The organism is Pseudomonas sp. Teo4, assembly GCF_034387475.1.
GTDB lineage: Bacteria > Pseudomonadota > Gammaproteobacteria > Pseudomonadales > Pseudomonadaceae > Aquipseudomonas.
This window is the reverse complement of sequence record NZ_JAXCIL010000001.1, coordinates 1,713,596-1,731,065: the sequence shown is the minus strand read 5'-3', so window position 1 is coordinate 1,731,065 and position 17,470 is coordinate 1,713,596. Positions and strand designations below refer to the sequence as shown.

13 protein-coding genes and 2 pseudogenes are annotated in these 17,470 nt (G+C 58.6%); 7 read left to right on the top strand and 8 right to left on the bottom strand.

Features of this window, described 5'->3' with window-relative positions:
• The first annotated feature begins 323 nt into the window (after positions 1-323).
• Complete coding sequence (locus PspTeo4_RS07945; RefSeq protein WP_322363152.1) at positions 324-1,796, top strand: hypothetical protein; 1,473 nt, start codon at positions 324-326, stop codon at positions 1,794-1,796.
• 210 nt (positions 1,797-2,006) lie between these two features.
• Positions 2,007-2,831: pseudogene (locus tag PspTeo4_RS07940) on the top strand (DUF3616 domain-containing protein); the annotation flags it as partial.
• Positions 2,832-3,150: 319 nt separating this feature from the next.
• Here PspTeo4_RS07940 and PspTeo4_RS07935 read toward each other — a convergent pair.
• Positions 3,151-4,191: a GGDEF domain-containing protein gene (locus PspTeo4_RS07935; RefSeq protein ID WP_322363151.1), complete on the bottom strand. Its 1,041-nt coding sequence runs from the start codon at positions 4,189-4,191 to the stop codon at positions 3,151-3,153.
• An 81-nt stretch (positions 4,192-4,272) separates the two neighbouring features.
• Between PspTeo4_RS07935 and PspTeo4_RS07930 the strand changes: the two are divergent.
• Positions 4,273-4,350: pseudogene (locus tag PspTeo4_RS07930) on the top strand (IS5/IS1182 family transposase); the annotation flags it as partial.
• A gap of 223 nt (positions 4,351-4,573) precedes the next feature.
• Here the strand turns inward: PspTeo4_RS07930 and PspTeo4_RS07920 are convergent.
• Entirely contained in the window at positions 4,574-5,521 is a 948-nt protein-coding gene (locus tag PspTeo4_RS07920; protein WP_416196943.1) for an AraC family transcriptional regulator N-terminal domain-containing protein, read from the bottom strand.
• A 222-nt stretch (positions 5,522-5,743) separates the two neighbouring features.
• On the opposite strand from PspTeo4_RS07920, the gene PspTeo4_RS07915 reads away from it, so the two are divergent.
• Entirely contained in the window at positions 5,744-6,772 is a 1,029-nt protein-coding gene (locus PspTeo4_RS07915) for an alpha/beta hydrolase (RefSeq protein WP_322363150.1), read from the top strand.
• 82 nt (positions 6,773-6,854) lie between these two features.
• Complete coding sequence (locus PspTeo4_RS07910; RefSeq protein ID WP_322363149.1) at positions 6,855-8,048, top strand: MFS transporter; 1,194 nt, start codon at positions 6,855-6,857, stop codon at positions 8,046-8,048.
• Positions 8,049-8,220: 172 nt separating this feature from the next.
• Here PspTeo4_RS07910 and PspTeo4_RS07905 read toward each other — a convergent pair whose 3' ends face one another.
• The 3 genes from PspTeo4_RS07905 to PspTeo4_RS07895 are packed head-to-tail and all read right to left on the bottom strand — an operon-like array spanning position 8,221 to position 11,000.
• Positions 8,221-9,216, bottom strand: coding sequence for an NAD(P)H-quinone oxidoreductase (locus PspTeo4_RS07905; protein ID WP_322363148.1), 996 nt, complete (start codon positions 9,214-9,216; stop codon positions 8,221-8,223).
• On the bottom strand, positions 9,213-9,551 hold the full coding sequence (locus PspTeo4_RS07900) for a carboxymuconolactone decarboxylase family protein (RefSeq protein WP_322363147.1): 339 nt from the start codon (positions 9,549-9,551) through the stop codon (positions 9,213-9,215). Before PspTeo4_RS07900 ends, PspTeo4_RS07905 begins: the two co-directional genes overlap by 4 nt.
• Positions 9,552-9,563: 12 nt before the next feature.
• On the bottom strand, positions 9,564-11,000 hold the full coding sequence (locus tag PspTeo4_RS07895) for an NAD-dependent succinate-semialdehyde dehydrogenase (RefSeq protein WP_322363146.1): 1,437 nt from the start codon (positions 10,998-11,000) through the stop codon (positions 9,564-9,566).
• Positions 11,001-11,203: 203 nt separating this feature from the next.
• On the opposite strand from PspTeo4_RS07895, the gene PspTeo4_RS07890 reads away from it, so the two are divergent.
• Entirely contained in the window at positions 11,204-12,130 is a 927-nt protein-coding gene (locus tag PspTeo4_RS07890; protein ID WP_322363145.1) for a LysR family transcriptional regulator, read from the top strand.
• Between the two features lie 842 nt (positions 12,131-12,972).
• Here PspTeo4_RS07890 and PspTeo4_RS07885 read toward each other — a convergent pair.
• From PspTeo4_RS07885 to tauA, 3 genes are read right to left on the bottom strand one after another with little or no spacing between them, the layout of a single operon-like run.
• On the bottom strand, positions 12,973-13,842 hold the full coding sequence (locus PspTeo4_RS07885; protein ID WP_322363144.1) for an ABC transporter permease subunit: 870 nt from the start codon (positions 13,840-13,842) through the stop codon (positions 12,973-12,975).
• Positions 13,839-14,678 carry a taurine ABC transporter ATP-binding protein gene (locus tag PspTeo4_RS07880; RefSeq protein ID WP_322363143.1) on the bottom strand — a complete coding sequence of 280 codons (840 nt, stop codon included), beginning with the start codon at positions 14,676-14,678 and terminating at the stop codon, positions 13,839-13,841. The genes PspTeo4_RS07885 and PspTeo4_RS07880 overlap by 4 nt, the downstream gene beginning before the upstream one ends.
• Before the next feature lie 54 nt (positions 14,679-14,732).
• The gene (gene tauA / locus PspTeo4_RS07875; protein WP_322363142.1) at positions 14,733-15,737 is read right to left on the bottom strand and encodes a taurine ABC transporter substrate-binding protein; all 1,005 of its coding nucleotides are present in this window, start codon (positions 15,735-15,737) and stop codon (positions 14,733-14,735) included.
• Between the two features lie 196 nt (positions 15,738-15,933).
• Between tauA and PspTeo4_RS07870 the strand changes: the two genes are divergently transcribed.
• On the top strand, positions 15,934-17,430 hold the full coding sequence (locus PspTeo4_RS07870; protein ID WP_322363141.1) for a PLP-dependent aminotransferase family protein: 1,497 nt from the start codon (positions 15,934-15,936) through the stop codon (positions 17,428-17,430).
• Positions 17,431-17,470 lie beyond the last annotated feature (40 nt).

Genomic DNA, 17,470 nt, shown 5'->3' with positions numbered 1-17,470 from the left:
CACCGTGGCAGTTTCTGAACATTCGCTTGTCTCATTTGTCGACGCCAATGGCTGTGCCAGCGCCACGCTATTTTCCCCACATGTAATTGTAACCTGCCATTACTTAAATACCTCATCCGCAGTGCCCTCGGTTGTCGCGTGTCGCCAGCATCGCAGCAGGGAAGGAGCCGAGAAACACCAGATCTGAGGTATGCCGATGTCTCGTGTTGCCCCTGGCTGGACCGCCACCGTGCGTGGCGGCGGATGATCGTCCGGCTGAAGATCGAACACGAAATCCGCGCCCGCAACTCGTTCAGTCAAACTCATCAGCGGGAGATTTTTTCATGAAGCTTGAAACAACGCTTGGCATGACAATCTCTGATTTCTGTCGCAATGGCTTCACCGACTCGGATGACAACCACTGTGCCCATTTTGTCTGCCACGTACTGAACATCGACAGTGGATATACCTGTCGTGATCACATGCGCGGTAAACAGCGCGGTGCCTGCCTGCGCGTGCAGGAGCTTTTTGAACGGTGTCCGCAAGTGGGTCCGTGGGGCCATCAACCTCAGGGGATGTGCCTGGTGTTTGTCACTGATCGGGCGAATGTCGACTTCAGCAAACATGTCATGCGCAACGTACCGAAGAAACATGTCGGAATCTTCAGCAACGGATTCATCTACAACTACTCCAACGTCGCGGACAAGGTTGTCAAGCAGGAGCCGGCGGCCTTTCTCGATCGTTTCAAGGCAACCTACGGTGGCAACCAGGCATTGTACTTTGGCAGCCTTCCTCCGGGGGCCGAGGCGCCTGAGATCGAGCAAGGGCTAGCGCTGGCACCACCGTTGCCTGCAGCCCATCAAGTGCCGGCTGGCGCAACCTTCACGCTGCGCAAGGTCCCGGTGAGCGAAACCCGCAACGATTATTTTGTGACCTATTCTGGCCAAGCGGAATTCTACCTTGGACGGGAAACTCGGTATGGCGGATTGCGCGGTCTGACTCAGCCGTCCTCAAAAGTCTACGGACGGCGCTATGAAACGGGCAAGTATATCGAGGAGTACGGATCGGTCGCGGCAATCCTGGGGATTATTGCTGCCGGAGAAAGCGATGGATATTTCAACCGTTTGAACAGTTACGATCGGGCGGCTTTCACGTTTGGCTTCTTCCAGATGGCGGCGCACACGCCGCGGGACAATCTGATTTTGCTTCTACGTCGGCTGGCAGCCGAGCATCCTGGATTCCAGGCGCTGTTTCCGGAGCTCAAGGTCGTGGATGGCAAGTTGCATAAAGTGGTGGGCGAGCACCGCATGAACCTGGAAAACGAGTATCCGCGCCCGGCCAGACCGAGCGAGCTGAACCTGAGGGACTTCATGCAGTACCTGAACGCCGACGCCACGAAAGTGGACGATGCCGAGCTGAACGCGGCGGCCCGTCTTGTCCATCTGGCTAATAGCGACGATGCATTCAACCACCTCCAGGTGAATCTGGCAGCACAGATCCTCATGCGACGCATGCGCAATGCCTATAGCCTGTGGTACGGCCTCAATGGCGCTTCGGATCTGATTTGCGCAGCTATCGCTGATATTCACCACCAGGGGCGGGGCACCAAACCGCAGGTAAAAGACGCGCTTGCCAGAGCGGGGGCGGTCAAGGACCAGCTTGAGCTGCTCTGCAAGATAGGGGCCGATAAGTACCCGGAGCGGTGTCTTGCGTTACAGGGCGCATTGAAAGAGGCCCAGCGCAATGGCTCACTTGGCAAACAGGTTTTCGATAGCGCCAGTGGTCTTTTCCGTCCAAGCAGCGGTTGGGAGCAATAAGGAGCGTGTTGGCGGAGCTTCGCAGGCGCAAGGCGGCAGGGCAGAGCGTCTACACTGGTCAGTTGGATCAGGACACCCTGGAGCGGTTGGTGGCGAAGGCATCTCCATAAGGGGCTGGCAATCGAGGCCATAGATCATGGGCAAGTCGTCATCCGTAATGTTGCAGTTCGATACCGATCTCAATGACCTGGCCAAAGGCAAGATGGCGGATACCTGTGGTTGGTGGGCTCGCACAGCCGCAAGCGCAAGAACCCGAAACTGAAGGACGGACAGGGCAAAGCCAGAAAGCAACTGGCCAAGGTCAGTCGAGACGGCAATCGCTACCTGTTGGCGCGCATTCCCATGGGCGACGACAAAGGGTGCAGCCTGGAAAAAACTGTCAATCGGAACGGCAAGATGCTGCATGCCGCACGGCTGCAAGGTAACGAACTGGGCGACGAACTGACCGAAGCACTGCGAAATGACAAGCATCTTGGACCATTCCTGGCAATCCCGGGCAAGGACAATGGCTTCGACATCGAAGGCCTCGCCGTGGTGGATGGGCGAATCTTCCTCGGCCTGCGTGGACCAGTTTTGCGTGGTTGGGCGGTGGTACTGGAGCTGGCGGTCAAGGAGGATGGTCGTTCTTTGAGCCTCAAGGCCATTGGGCCGAACGCGCGGCGCTACCGCAAGCACTTTCTCCAGCTTGGCGGGCTGGGTATCCGCGAGCTGTGCGTGCAGGGTGGCGATCTACTGATACTTGCAGGGCCTACCCTGGATCTGGATGGGCCCGTGAGCGTGTTCCGCTGGCGCGGCGGTTGCTCACCCAACGACGAGGCGCTAGTGCCTTCCAGCGAGTTGCAGCGGGTACTGGACATACCATACGGCGACGGCAGTGATCATGCCGAAGGCATGACCCTGTTGGTGACGGGGAAAGGAGAGGAACCTGGGCTGCTGGTGGTGTACGACGCTGCCGCAGAAGGGCGCAAGGTGAAGCGCAGCGGCGTATTGGCGGACCTGTTCGAATTGCCACGTGCCTGCACGGGCAGTTCATGAGGGGCTGCCTCACTTCACGCACTGAGCACCGTGCCCTCGGTGGTTGCCATTACAGTTCCCGGCAACCACGCCTCTGTCGAGAGCAATAGAAGCTTTGCTTGGGTTGCAAGCGTAATTCAAATAAATGACATGGCCAACAGGCGTTCTGGCTCTCCCTTGTCGGCAATGCTGGTGGAGCAGGGTACGTGCAAGATGTACTCTGCGAAGTAGGCTTTGTTCGGCCCAGGAGGGAGTAAACAGGGTGCGATAAATGCCCTCATGACTCAACCAGCACGAGGCCATTGACCTCTGCCAATGGCACTGCGAATGACATTTCAGGCTACCAATTGACTTGGTTTCGCCCGTTGCGTTTGGCCTGGTAAAGCGCGTCATCGGCACGAGTCAGCAGGCTTTCCAGAGTGTCACCCATCTCGGCAAAAGCAACACCAAAGGATGCGGTAACTGTATCGAGTACCTTGTCGGTGTTACGCACGGTGATTCTTAACTTCTGGATTTTCAGCCGCAATTGCTCCGCGAAGGTATGGGCGGTAGTGATGTCGGTGCATTTCTGCAGAATGATGCAGAACTCTTCACCGCCATAGCGCGCCGCAACGGCCTGAGGAGGCAGTGCGTTATGCAGTACCTGGCCGACATGCTGGAGAACCCGGTCTCCCAGTGGGTGGCCGTATTGATCGTTGAACTGCTTGAAGTGATCAATATCCAGCATGACGAGGGCGAGATGCTGCGGAGAGTCGGTCAGGGCATGCTCTAGCATCCGCGTGAAAGCGCTTCGATTGAGCAGTTGTGTCAGGCTGTCCTGAGTCGCGGCCAGTTGTGCACGCTCGAGTTTGTCTCTCAGGCTCTGGATTTCATTTTGGGCAGTGCGTAGCTGGGAGAGGAACAGTGCTTGCTGATCCTGCATAAGCTGAGTGCTGTGCTGCAACTCGCTCAGAATGTCTGGCAACCTTTCGCTGAACGGATCGTCAAGCTTTCTCCGGCAGTGCCCGAGGCTCTCCTGAAAATCGAGGCTTCCCTTCACACTGCGCGAGACATCGCGCTCCATGTCGTCAACCAGATCAATGGCTTGCTGCTGCCCCGCGCGCGCGTCCTCCAGCTCATCGCGAATGATGTATTCACGGAAAAGCTGAGCAGCAGAATCAGGTGGGAAACTGTCAAAATTTTCGACAGTGTGATCCAGGCGGCGAATGAGCTCTGGATCCTGGCCCTTGCTGTAGGTGTACCAGAGCGCATAGTGCACGGGGTTAGGTGGAATGTTGTGACGAACCATTAGTGGTACAGCTTGCTTGAGCAGGTTTGCCGCCTCGCGGGAATCCTCTGGAAATCGCGCTAGTACGGTTGCACGGTTCTCTGATTGGCTCATAAGGTCACAGTCATGGATGTTATCGGCGAATATACAACAGACGAATGAGCATGTGTCGGATACAGGTTGGTACCTTTAAGCGACCGTCTGATGCTTGATGGCGTGCTCTGGGTGCTCTGCTCGGGTGCTGCGTGGCGAGATATGCCGGACCATTTGGGCCTGCTCCAGGCGTTTTGACGTCAAAGGGATGCTTGCGTGATCCCTGGCGGGCTCGCCAGCGTTGGCGGCGCTCTTTGCGAGGCGTACCAGTTCAACCTCAGATTCGTCTCCGGCTCCTCAGGGCTCGGAAAATTGAATCTGGACGTTACTGGTTCCGAGTACCTGACCCAGTCCTTTGGGGTTATCAATTCTGCCGATTGGTCGACTTCATGTGAGTTGAAGTTCAGAGCATGCCAGGGGTAGTGGCAGCTGATCTTTCTGCACTTAGTCGCAGCTCCGCGATATCGCGTTTGGGCGGAATGCCGAACTGGCGTCCATATTCGCGGCTGAACTGCGAGGGGCTCTCATAGCCGACCCTGAAGGCGGCAGTCGCAGCATCCATGTGCTCGTTGAGCATCAACCTTTTTGCCTCGTTCAATCTCAGCCACTTCTGGTACTGCAGCGGGCTCATGGCGGTGAGTTGGCGGAAATGCTGATGGAAGGTGGAGAGCCCCATCTGTACCCGGGAGGCCAGCTCGTCCACTCGTAAAGGCGCGGCGTAATTCAGCTTCATCCAGTCGATAGCCTTGGCAATTCGATGCCCCTTGCTGCCTACGGAGGCGATATAGCGCAACAGAGGTGCCTGGTCGCTCAACAGCAACCGATAGTGGATCTCTCGCTGAATCAGCGGCCAGAGAACGGGAATCGCCTCCGGTTCTTCTAGCAGCTGAATCAGACGGGCGAAGCTCTCCAACAATTTTGGACTCAGTTCACCAACCCCAGCACTGGTGTGGAAGGACTGTCCGCTTACGGGAAGACGCCCATCTTGCGCGATCAGTTCCGCCAGCGTGCGCAAGTCAAGCTTGAACACCAAGCCAAGACAGGGCGCTGCATCGCTGGCCACCGTCACCGCCGAGTTGGCGGGGATGTTCAGTGAGGTGACCAGGAAACGGGTGGTGTCGTAGGGAAAAACGTCGCTGCCAATGACCATTTCCTTGGCGCCTTGCACGACTAGCACGATGCTCGGCTCGACGATGCAGGTGATCGGCAGGGCTGGAGCGATGCGCCGGTAGACACTCAGGTCTGCAATGTTTGTCGAGAAATCTCCAGCAGTGGGCGCGTAGGCACCGATGACCCTGCATAGCGTGGCCATTGGGTGCGGGCTTGAGCTCTCTGGTGCAGTGATGGTCATGGCAAAGGTTCCGATCATCGTGTGCGAGAACACTACTTCCACGTCGCGTTATCTGTCCATGTCCGGTGGGAAGAGCTGGATGTTTAGGCAAGAAAACTACCCGTTTGCTCTACTGATGCACCGGTTTTCGCGAGGAAGATGGGTGGCAATCGAGATGGCCAGACTTTTCAGTTGCGAAGGCTTCTCGTACCACTTCCATTTCGAGCAGACAGGAATATGTGCATGAAATCTTTGTTCGTAGCGTTTGCCTTGATGGCCAGCTCACTCACTGCGGGAGCCGCTGACATGTCCCATGGGGCCAACAATTTCTACAAGAGTGAACAGGTTTCACTCGAACGGGTTTCCTTCAAAAACCAGTTTCAGATGAACACGGTCGGCAACCTGTTCGTTCCCAAAAACATGAGCCCCAACACTCGATATCCCGCCATCATCGTCGGCCACCCCATGGGAGCGGTCAAAGAGCAAAGCTCGAATCTCTACGCGCAGAAGCTGGCGGAGCAGGGCTTTATCACCTTGGCCATTGATCTGTCGTTCTGGGGGGAAAGCGAGGGCCGCCCGCGTAACCTGGTATCGCCGGACATCTATGCCGAAGACTTCAGTGCAGCGGTCGACTATCTCGGTGCCAAAGGTTTCGTTGATCGCAACCGTATTGGCGTGCTGGGTATCTGCGGCAGCGGCAGCTTTGCCATCAGTGCGGCGAAAATCGATCCACGCATGAAAGCGATTGCCACAGTCAGCATGTACGACATGGGCGCCGCGAATCGCAATGGGCTCAAGCATGCTGTCACAGTCGAGCAGCGCAAGCAGGCTATCGCCGCAGCAGTTGCCCAGCGTGATGTCGAGTTTTCAGGTGGTGAAACCCAATACACCAGTGGCACGGTTGATCAGTTGACGGATAGCTCTAATGCCATCGAGCGGGAGTTTTACGACTTCTACCGCACACCACGTGGTGAGTTCACCCCCAAAGGGTCGTCGCCGCTTCTGACCACGCACCCCACCCTGACCAGCAATGTCAGGTTCATGAACTTCTATCCGTTCAATGACATCGAGACGATCTCGCCACGCCCCATGCTGTTCATCGCCGGGGAAGACGCTCATTCCCGTGAGTTCAGCGAAGAGGCCTATCGCCTTGCCGGTGAACCCAAGGAACTGGTGATCGTCCCAGGTGCTGGCCATGTGGATCTGTACGACCGCGTCGAGCTGATCCCCTTCAGCAAGCTGACGACTTTCTTCCGCGAAAACCTCAAGTAATTGATGTCGTTTATCAGGCTCAGCTGCCGCACGTTGGGCTTGGGCATCCGTGTCTTTTGAAATCGGTACAACGAGAACCACCATGAGCAGCCCGGCAATATCCCTTCAACACTCAAGTCGTCAGGTCTGGAGCGCTGTTCTGGCGATGTCACTCTGTGCATTCGCTTTAGTGGCGTCTGAGTTCCTCCCGGTGAGCTTGCTCACGCCGATTGCATCCGACTTGTCTCTGACTGAGGGCCAGGCCGGACAGGCCATTTCCATCTCGGGATTCTTTGCTGTAATCACCAGCCTATTGCTGGCCACCATGACTCAGGGGATCGACCGCAAGCCTGTCCTGCTGGCCACAACGGTGCTCATGCTGGTTTCGGGTGGGATGGTGGCCTTTGCTCCGAACTACCTCACCTTGATGGTAGGGCGCGCCGTACTTGGGGTTGCCATTGGTGGTTACTGGTCGATGTCCACTGCAGTAATGATGCGCATCGCACCTGAAACGCTCGTTCCGAAGGCCATTGCCGTTATGCAAGGCGGTACTGCGTTGGCTACGGCAATTGCGGCGCCTGTTGGAAGCTACCTGGGCGGCATGATTGGCTGGAGAGGGGCATTTTTTTGCGTCGTGCCATTGGCCGCATTGGCGTTGATCTGGCAAGCACTCACACTGCCGGCCATGCCAAGTGAGCGGACTCAAGTATCGGCCACCGGCTCGTTGCGTTTGCTGGGAGACAGCAAAGTCGCTCTCGGCATGGCTGCAGTTGCTTTCCTCTTCATGGGTCAGTTCACACTCTTTACATACCTGCGACCCTTCCTTGAAACGGTCACGCATGTCGATGTGCCCACGCTCTCGCTTCTGCTGTTGATCATCGGTGCCGCAGGGTTACTAGGCACCATGTTGGTCGGCTCTTTCGTTAGCCGAAACCTGAACCGGCTTTTGGTGGGGATACCTTTGATCATGACCGCTATCGCATTTGCCGTCATCTCGGTTGGTAGCTGGGTCGTTCCAGTGGCCGCACTTCTAGGGCTGTGGGGGCTGGTCGCGACTTGTGCACCTGTTGGGTGGTTCACCTGGTTGGCCAAAGCGTTGCCGCACAATGCAGAAGCCGGTGGAGGATTGATGGTCGCGGCAATTCAGCTGGCGATTACTGCTGGTGCAACTGCAGGCGGGGTTCTGTACGACGGGATGGGTTATCAGGCTACCTTCATTGCGAGTGCCGTGTTCTTGCTCATTGCAACCGCACTTAGTGTCGTCACGAGTCACAGGCGGGGCGTGGTACTCATGTAGGGCGGTGTCGGCCGACCTGCTCAAGCGTGCATCAATGTGATAAGTAAGATCAGACAGGTAGAGCCTGCGGACAAAAGAAAGCCCGCTGCGGCGGGCAATGGAGCTTCTATCACACGTAGGGATGGCTGCAGAGTCTCCCAACCTCCGTGAAAGCTGAGTGAAGGAAACCGAATCAGGTGACTGACGGCATTGTCAGAATGATCTTGCCGACATTGAGTGATGCCTCCATTTTCCGATGAGCATCCGCGGCTCGTGCCAATGGGAAGGTGCTATCGACCACTGGCTCGAGACTGCCTCCTCCCTCGAAACGATCGAGCCAATGTTCGCGAAAACGCCTGACCATCGCATGCTTTTCAGACTGCGTGCGTGACTTCATCACCGTGCCGATGATCTGCAAGTGGCGGTAAAGAACGTCTTCCAGCTTGAGGCTCACTTCACCGCCTCCACCCAGGATGCCGACCTGTACCAGGCGACCTCCTTTGGCGAGTGACTGAAGGTTATGGGTGAAATACGGCTCCCCGACGAAGTCGATAATGACATCCACGCCTTCCCCATCCGTGTGCTGCGCGACGACCTGGGCGAAGTCCTGCGTTTTGTAATCGATGCTGAAATCAGCACCCAGATTCTCCACCCGGGACAGTTTTCCAACCTCGGCGGTGGCGAAGACCTTGGCGCCTGTGGCGTAAGCAAGCTGCACAGCTGCCGAACCAACGCCGCCAGCAGCGGCATGGATGAGTACCGACTCGCCTGGCTTCAGCTTCGCCAGGTGGATCATCGCCTCGTGAGCGGTCACAAAGACCTCCGGGATCGCTGCAGCATGCACGTAGTCGAGATCGGCAGGAATCGGCATCGCCATACGGTAATCGATACGCGCGATTTCTGCATAGGCGCCGCCACCCACAACCCCCATCACGCGATCGCCGACTTGATAGCCTGACACCTCACTGCCAACCTCGATAACCTCACCCGATATTTCCAGGCCGATGATCAGCGAGTCGCCGAAATTGGGGCGTCCATAGCCACCGGTACGATGAGTTAAATCAGCTCGGTTGACGCCGGCAGCGTGGACGCGTACCAACAGGTCGGCGGGGCGGGCTTCCGGCACGGGCACATCACTCACCTGGAGTACTTCAGGGCCGCCAAAGGTTTCAAAGGTGATCGCTTTCATGGCTTCAAAGGCTCCGAGTCGACGAGCGTGGAATGGGCGATCGCAGATGCAGTGATCGCTGCAGGAAATCCTGCATAGAAGGAGAGGTGGGTAATGGCTCCAGCAAGCTCCTCACGCGTAATGCCGTTGGCAACAGCGCGCCGCAGATGGGCCGGCAACTCATCGGAGTGACCACCAGCAATCAGTGCCGCGACGGTGATGAAGCTCCGGTCGCGTGGTGACAAAGAGGCGTCGCCCCAGATTTGCGGGTAAAGCGTCGAGTCAATGAATTCCGAGAGTTTCGGCGTGAAAGCCCTGGCCGCCTCACGAGGGATTGTAAAGTTGAGACCTGTCATGGGGGCTGTTCCTCAAACCTGGCTGATGAATTTGTTGGTAAGGTAGTGCTCGATACCTTCGATGCCGCCTTCCGAACCGTGACCGCTCTCTTTGATGCCGCCGAAGGGAAGCTCTGTGGCGACGATGCGGTATTGATTGATCCCGATCATGCCGGCCTCCAAACCATCGGCAACATCGATGGCTGTCCGCGCGTTGGTGGTGAACGCATAGGCCGACAGGCCATAGGGCAGGCGATTTGCCTCAGCCAAGCCATCAGCCAGCCCGTCGAACGGCATCAGGATAGCGATAGGGCCGAACGGTTCTTCGTGCATGATTCGAGCCTCCATCGGCACGTCGGCCAATACCGTCGGCGCGAAGAAGAAACCCGGCCCTGGCAAGGCCTCACCGCCGGCCAGTACCTGCGCACCCTTGGCGACAGCATCTGCCACCAGTTCTTCCATCTTGTTCAGCTGCCGCAGGTTGGCGAGTGGCCCGACTTGCGTATGAGGGTGCATGCCGTTGCCAACCCTCAGCGCTTTGGTCGCGGCCACGAACTGTTCGACGAATTGCGGGTAGACGCCACGCTGAACCAGGAAACGGGTTGAAGAAATACAGACCTGGCCGGTACCGCGGAACCGGTTGGCCACACCTTCCACAGCGGCCCGTTCCACGTCGGCATCGTCGAACACCAGCACTGGGCCATGGCCACCCAGCTCGAGCGTGATCGGCTTCACGCCTTCGGCTGCACGGCTGGACAACAGACGGCCAATCGGCACGGAGCCTGTGAAGGTGACCTTGCGAATAATCGGCGAAGCGATCAACTGACTTGAGACCTCATCAGGCACGCCAAACACGACCTGCAGCACACCTTTCGGCAGCCCAGCATCATCCAAGGCACGAGCAAGGGCAAGGGCAGTGGAGGGGCTTTCCTCACCAGGTTTGAGAATGACACTGCAACCGGCGGCAAGCGCGGCAGACAATTTGCGCGCCGGCGTAATTGCCGGGAAATTCCAGGGGGTGAAAGCAGCCACGGGGCCTACAGGCTGGCGCTTGACCAGTTGCAGCACACCGGGGCGGTTGGCTGGTACCACACGGCCATCGATGCGCCGGGCGCTTTCGGCGAACCACTCGAAATATTCCGCCGCCCGGGTAACCTCGTCCATGGCCTCGCCAATCGGCTTTCCTTCCTCAATCGTCATCTGGGCGGCAATGTGCGGGGCACGCGCCAGGATGAGATCGGCAGCGCGTTTCAAGATTCGCGCACGCTCTGCTGGAACCGTGTTGCGCCAACGCTCGAAGCCCTGTTGCGCCGTATCGAGTGCCAGGTCCAGCTCCGCAGCTGTGGCCAGCGGAACCAGGCCAATGATTTCTTCGGTTGCCGGGTTGGTCACGGTCGCAGTATTGCGGCCTTCGGCGTCGATCCATTCGCCACCGATAAAGAGATAAAGCGCGTCATAGGGAGTGTTCATGGCTTTGGCCTTCATAGGAGTCTCTGGTTGGGCTGCACTGGGCTTGGGTTTTGGCCCGTGCAATCCAGTCTATGGAGGTCGCCTGTGTGGATTTAGCCCAGCATGAGGGAATGATTGTTGTGGCCAGAGGTAAAATCGCTTCCCAAAGAGCAGCCATTTGCACACAGTGGCGGGTGAATGAGCCGACACCTGGGAAGAGGGCGATGGACAAGTTTTCTAATATGTCGGTGTTCGTGAAGGTGGTTGAGATGGGCAGTTTCACGGCGGTGGCCAACCACCTCGACTCCACGGTCGGGAATGTGTCGCGAGCAGTGTCGGCGCTGGAGCAGATGCTCGATACGCGCCTGCTACAGCGCTCCACCCGGCGTTTGTCGGTCACCGATGCGGGCAAGCGTTTCTATGAACGCTGCACGGCCATCCTGGCCGAGCTGGAAAATGCCGAGGCCGAAGCGAGCAGCGCATTGCTCCAACCGCGCGGAACGCTACGCGTACATTGTGTGCCGGGGCTCGCCCGACACCTTGTGACTGCAGCGGCGCTGGAGTACCGCAAGGCATTTGGCGAGGTGACCGTTGATTTGATGCTGTCCCAGCGCATGCCAAACCTGCTGGAAGACCAACTGGACGTCTCGATCCAGATCGCCAGGGTGTTGCCGGACTCCAGTTACGTCAGCCAGAAAATCGGAGTCAGTCACTGCGTGTTGGTCGCATCGCCAGATTACCTCGCCAGCCATGGAGCGCCCGAGACACCTGCAGACCTTGTGGATCATCACTGTCTTTTGCTGAGTACCGTGGATTACGCGCGGGACGAATGGCAGCTCAAGAGTCGACTAGGCGATGCAACGTTCATCCCAAGCGGGCCGAGTTTCAGCGTGAATGACATGGAGGCCATGGCTGTCGCCGTCAGGGGTGGATCGGGTGTTGGCTTGTTGGCGGGGTTCGCAGCCATCGATGATTTGCGGTCGGGAAAACTGGTGCGCGTGTTGCCCGATTACTTTACCCAGGAGCGCAACGTGTATGCGGTGTACACATCGCGACAGTTTGTCGATGCGAAGATCACTCGGTTCATCGAGGTTTTGAAGGATAGGGTTGGAGGGCAATTGGTGCAGATTGCCGAGGAGCTTATTGGCTGATGACGGTTTTAGTGGAGCGGATGGCGGGAAGCGCCGTCTCTGATAATACGTCATTTAACATAATATGCATTATGCGTAGTTTCGTATGGAGCTAGCGGAGCCGTGCATGGATGGATTTGCAGACAGGAGCTCCAGAAACCACCTCATACTGAACCCGGGTCAGTCAATGTTAGGCGCTGCGTCTATTTCACATGCAATGGCATCGAAGAATGTTTGATCACCTGTCAGCGGATCAGACCATCTCGTTGTACGACGCCAACCTTTCGACCCGTGCTCAGCTACACGGCACATCGAACGTAGTTCGTTTGAACAATTCCATGCGCGGCTACAACCCAATTCGCATGCACTTGATTTGGGTTGTGCTACTGACAAGCCCGTTGCGTGGACGCGCTTGCACGAACGATTGCCTCGTGCAAAGCACACGTCAAGGAAAGCCACAATGAGTTTGGGCAGGCATCGGTACGGTAGCCCTTGATCAAGCGTTCGCAGGCATGCTGGCCTGGCGTAGCTTTTCCCTCTAAAACCCGACGACCCGCGTTGAGTGTTTGCTTCGTTCCGAAGACATGCACCACTTGGAGCAGTAATGATTTTCACCAGCGGCCCATGCCAGAGCCAAACCCCTGTACCATGCCAGCCTGGACTGGCCATGGCACTACACATAGTTGCAGTACCATGGCTTTGAGGTTCTGGAGCACAGCGTAAAAGGCAAGGAATGCGCTGGTCTGATGGCACGGTCAGCTCGTCACCTTCCCCTTGCACAATATGCGATTTACGCATAACTATGCTAAATATTCATTTAGTTTAGTTATATTATGGTGCGGTACTCAGGCGCCCTCACCGCCTCACACCCGGCCTTTCCAAGGCACTAGTCTGCGCTCCAGCCAGCGCATGCCAAAGTCGAACAGCAACGCCATCAAGCCAATCACCAGAATACCCATGATCACCACCTCTGTGACCATGAACTTGGACGCGCTGAGCACCATGAACCCCAGCCCCGCCGTGGCCGCAACCATTTCAGCGGCCACCAGGGTCGTCCAACCGAAACCAATTGCGATGCGCATGCCGGTGAGCATCTCGGGTAGCGCCGCTGGCATGATCACATGCCGCAACACCTGGCCCCGGCTGGCTCCCATCGAATACGCGGCATGGATCTGTTCGATGGCCACCGAGCGTACCCCTGCTCTGGCACTGAGCGCCAACGGTGCAAACATCGCCAGGTAGATCAGCAGCACCTTTGAACCTTCGCCAATGCCCATCCATATCACCACCAGTGGCAGATACGCCAGCGGCGGCAGCGGCCGGTAGAACTCCACCAACGGGTCGAAGATACCCCGCGCTACCCGATTAACCCCCATCAGGATACCCAGCGGAATCGCCGTTACCACTGCCAGCGCGAAAGCGCTGAATACCCTGAGCGCACTCCAGCCGATATGGGTCGCCAGCGACGCGTCGGCAAAGCCGTCCTGCGACACTGCGACCAGCTGGTCCCATACTGCTTGTGGGCTCGGCAAGAACAACGGCTTGACCCAACCCAGGTTGGTGGCGGCAAACCACAGTGCGATGAACGCCGCCACCGTCAGGCAACTGAGCGCGAGGCTCGAACCATTGCCCGGCGCGCCATACTGTTCGCCCGGTTTGGCCGATTGTCCGCGCCGCAACGCTTGCAAGGTGCGTTGAACGGCCTTGTGCTGATTCATGTTGAACTGGCTCATGCCGCTTCCTCTTCGCCGTGGATGATGCCCAGCACCTGCTCACGCAGTGCGATGAAATCAGGCATGGATTTAACCTGTCGCGCATCACGGCATTCCAGGAAACGTCGGCCGAAGTCCAGCTTGAATTCATGGGTGATCCGCCCAGGGCGTGGCGACATGATGATCAGGCGCGTGCCCAGGAACAGCGCTTCCTCAACGTCATGCGTAATGAAGAACATCATCTTGCCGGTGCTCTGCCAGATATCCAGCAGCAGCTCCTGCAGACGTTCGCGCGTCAGAGCATCCAGCGCGCCGAGCGGCTCGTCGAGCAGCAGCATGTGCGGGTCGTTGGTCAGCGCCCGGGCGATACCAACACGCTGTTGCATACCGCCCGACAGTTGATAGATGGCATGGTTGCGAAAATCCGCCAGGCCGGTCAGCTGCAGAAAGTGCATCGCCCTCTCCTCCCGCTCCCGCTGGCCAACGCCACGAAACTTCAGGCCCAGAGCAACGTTGTCGATCACGTTGAGCCAGGGCATCAGGGCGTGCTTTTGGAATACGACACCTCGCTCGGCGCCGGGCCCGGTAATCTGGTCGCGCAACTGAGCGCCAGGCTCGATCTGCTGAGGTACCTGGCCGTGATACTCGCCCAAGGTCAGGACACCGCTGCTCGGACGGATGAACCCCGCCATCAGGTTCAACAAGGTGGTCTTGCCGCAACCGGAAGCCCCCAGGGCCATGACGAAATCGCCGCGTTCGATAGTCAGGTTGACGCCGGACAACGCTGTAACCGGTTGGCCGCCCTGCTGGCTTGGGTAGACCACGGACACATCATGAATTTTCAGGTTATGGCTCATCAGGATTCCCCTTGGAAAGTGAAGGCTGCCCTCGCGTGAAGGCAGCCTCGACTATCACTTCGCCGCGTCGACGAAGCTTGCATTGATGGCAACGCTGTAGTCAGGCAGCACTGCCGGGACTTTCTTTTGTGCCTTGAGGAATTCGGCGGTGGCCGCCAAGGCCTTGGCCGCACCGCCATCCTTGCCGCCGCCAAGCCACGTGGGGCTGGCCTGGTCGGCGGCTAGCGGAAACTCGTAAAGCGCGAGCACCGACGGCACTTCTTCGGGCTTGCCGCCGGAAATGCGTGCGACGTTGGCAACCTTCGGCGAGGCTGCATCCCAGGTTTCAGGGGCTTTCACGTAATCGGCAGTGCTGCTTTGCAGTACTTTGGTAAACGCGGCCATGCCGTCGGCATGTTTGGCGGCAAAGTTCTTGTCTGCCACCAGTGCTTCGAAGGTCGCCTTGCCCCAGCTGCTGAGGGTGCCGGAACTGATCAGCACCTTGCCGCTTTGCTTGAGCTTGCCTAGCGCCGGGTCCCAGATGAACGCTGCGTCGATGTCGCCACGTTCCCAGGCGGCGGGAATGTCTGAAGGTTGCAGGTTGATGACCTTGACCTTGCCGACCAGGCCGAACTGCTCCAGGGCAAACAGCGTATGGAAGTGGGTGGTGGAAACGAAGGGAACCGCCAGCGTCTTGCCGGCCAGGTCCTGCGGCGCGTTGATGCCGCTGCCGTTGCGCACCACCAGCGCTTCGGCGTTGGCGATGTTGTCGAGCACCCAGAACACCTCGATGCCAACGCCACGGCTGACCGCCGAGGCAATCGGGCTGCTGCCGGCCACCCCGATCTGCACGTCGCCAGACGCCATGGCCATCATCACATCACCGCCGCTGTCGAAATTGCGCCACTGGATATCCCAGCCGGTGGCCTTCTCGAATGCCTGCTCGGCAATCGCGTTCTTCCATGGGGCATACATGCTCTGTATGCCGATGGTGACGGTTTCCGCGTGGGCTGCGGCGGACAGCCCCAATGACAAGACCACGGCAGGCGCCAACAACAAACGGTGCAGGTTCTTCAGCATGGCGGTTTCTCCAGAAAGGTGCAGTGAGGTGCCATGCGATCTTAGTGCCGGCCCGGACCTTGCTTTAGATCCAGACAGCGGGAAGCGTAGAGCCAGTTCCGCCATGGCAGCGCGCGTGCGCACCGCCATGGTGACGGAAGCTTTTCTGGTGTTCGCCGCCGCTCCCCATTAGTGCAACGACCATGGACCCTGCCCTATGCTGGAACGCTATTTCCGCCCTTTCGTCAGTGGCCGAAGCCTGCAGGAGCAACTTCGGGAAAACCTGCTGCAAGCGATCCTCGACGGTGCCTTGCCGCCCGGTGATGCACTCCCCTCCTCCCGCGCGCTGAGCAAGCTGTTGAAGGTGTCGCGCAACACCGTGGTGTTGGTCTACGACAATCTGGTGCAGGACAGCTTCCTGATCCCGTCCGACCGCCGCGGCTATTTCATCAACGAAAAATTCCTCCGTCAGCAGCTCAATGTCAGCCTTTCTTCGCGCGCACACGGGCATGTCGAACGCCCGGAACACGCACCAGACTGGGCAACTCGGCTGCAACAGCAACCTTCCGCGCTCAAGGCGATTGTCAAACCACGTAACTGGCGTGACTACCGCTACCCCTTCATCTACGGCCAGGTCGAGCACGACGAACAAACCGCCTCCCGCTGGCGCGACTGCGGGCGAATTGCAGCCAGCGGCGCACACATGCGCAGTTGGGTCGACGACCAGGTGATGATGGACGACCCCCTGCTGGTGGAGCAGATCCTCCAGCGCGTACTGCCCCGACGGGGCATCAAGGCCAGCGAAGGGGAAATTCTCATCACTGTCGGAACGCAAAGCTCGCTGTACATGCTCAGCTGCTTGCTGGGGCGGCCAGGGCAAGTGGTCGGGCTTGAGGACCCAGGCTATGTCGATGCCCGCAACATCCTGCAACTGGCCGGCTGCACGCTTCGCCCGCTGCGTATCGACCGTCAGGGGCTGGTGGTGGACGAGCAATTGCAAGGCTGCGAGATGATCTTCTGCACCCCCAGCCATCAGTCGCCCACCGGCGTGACCATGCCCGTGTATCGGCGCATGGCCCTGCTGGAGCAGGCGCGTCAGCAGGACCTGCTGGTCATCGAAGACGACTATGACAGCGAGCACAATCACCTCGGCGGCAATCACCCGGCACTAAAGAGCTTCGATGACAGCGGTCGCGTCATCTATCTGGGTAGCCTGACCAAGGGCCTGCTGCCCGGAATCCGTCTTGGCTTCATCGTCGCCGCCCCCGAGCTGATTCACGAACTGCGTGCGCTGCGCCGCTACCAGTACCGCCACCCGCCGGCCAACAACCAGCGCATGCTGGCGCTGTTTCTGGCCATGGGGCATTACGACGCGCACCTGGCCCGCCTGCGCGAGAGCCTGTCGCGCAAGTGGAAACGCATCAGTCGTGCGCTGGCCGAACACTTGCCGGACTGCCAGACCAGCGGCCTGGCCGGCGGTTCGGCGCTGTGGGTCGAAGGCCCTGCCGATTTCAACGCCTGGCAACTGCAGCGGCTGGCGGCCAAACGTGGTGTGCTGATCGAACCGGGCGACATCCACTTCCTCGGCCCGCAACCGCCAACGCGCTTCTTCCGCCTCGGCTACGGCGCCATCAACGAGGCGCAGATCGAGCCGGGAATCGCCGCCCTGGGTGCGGCCTGGGAGGAAATGCGCCGCTTGCAACTGGCACCATGACCAAGGCGATCTGGACCTAGGGACGTTTCGGGCGCACGAC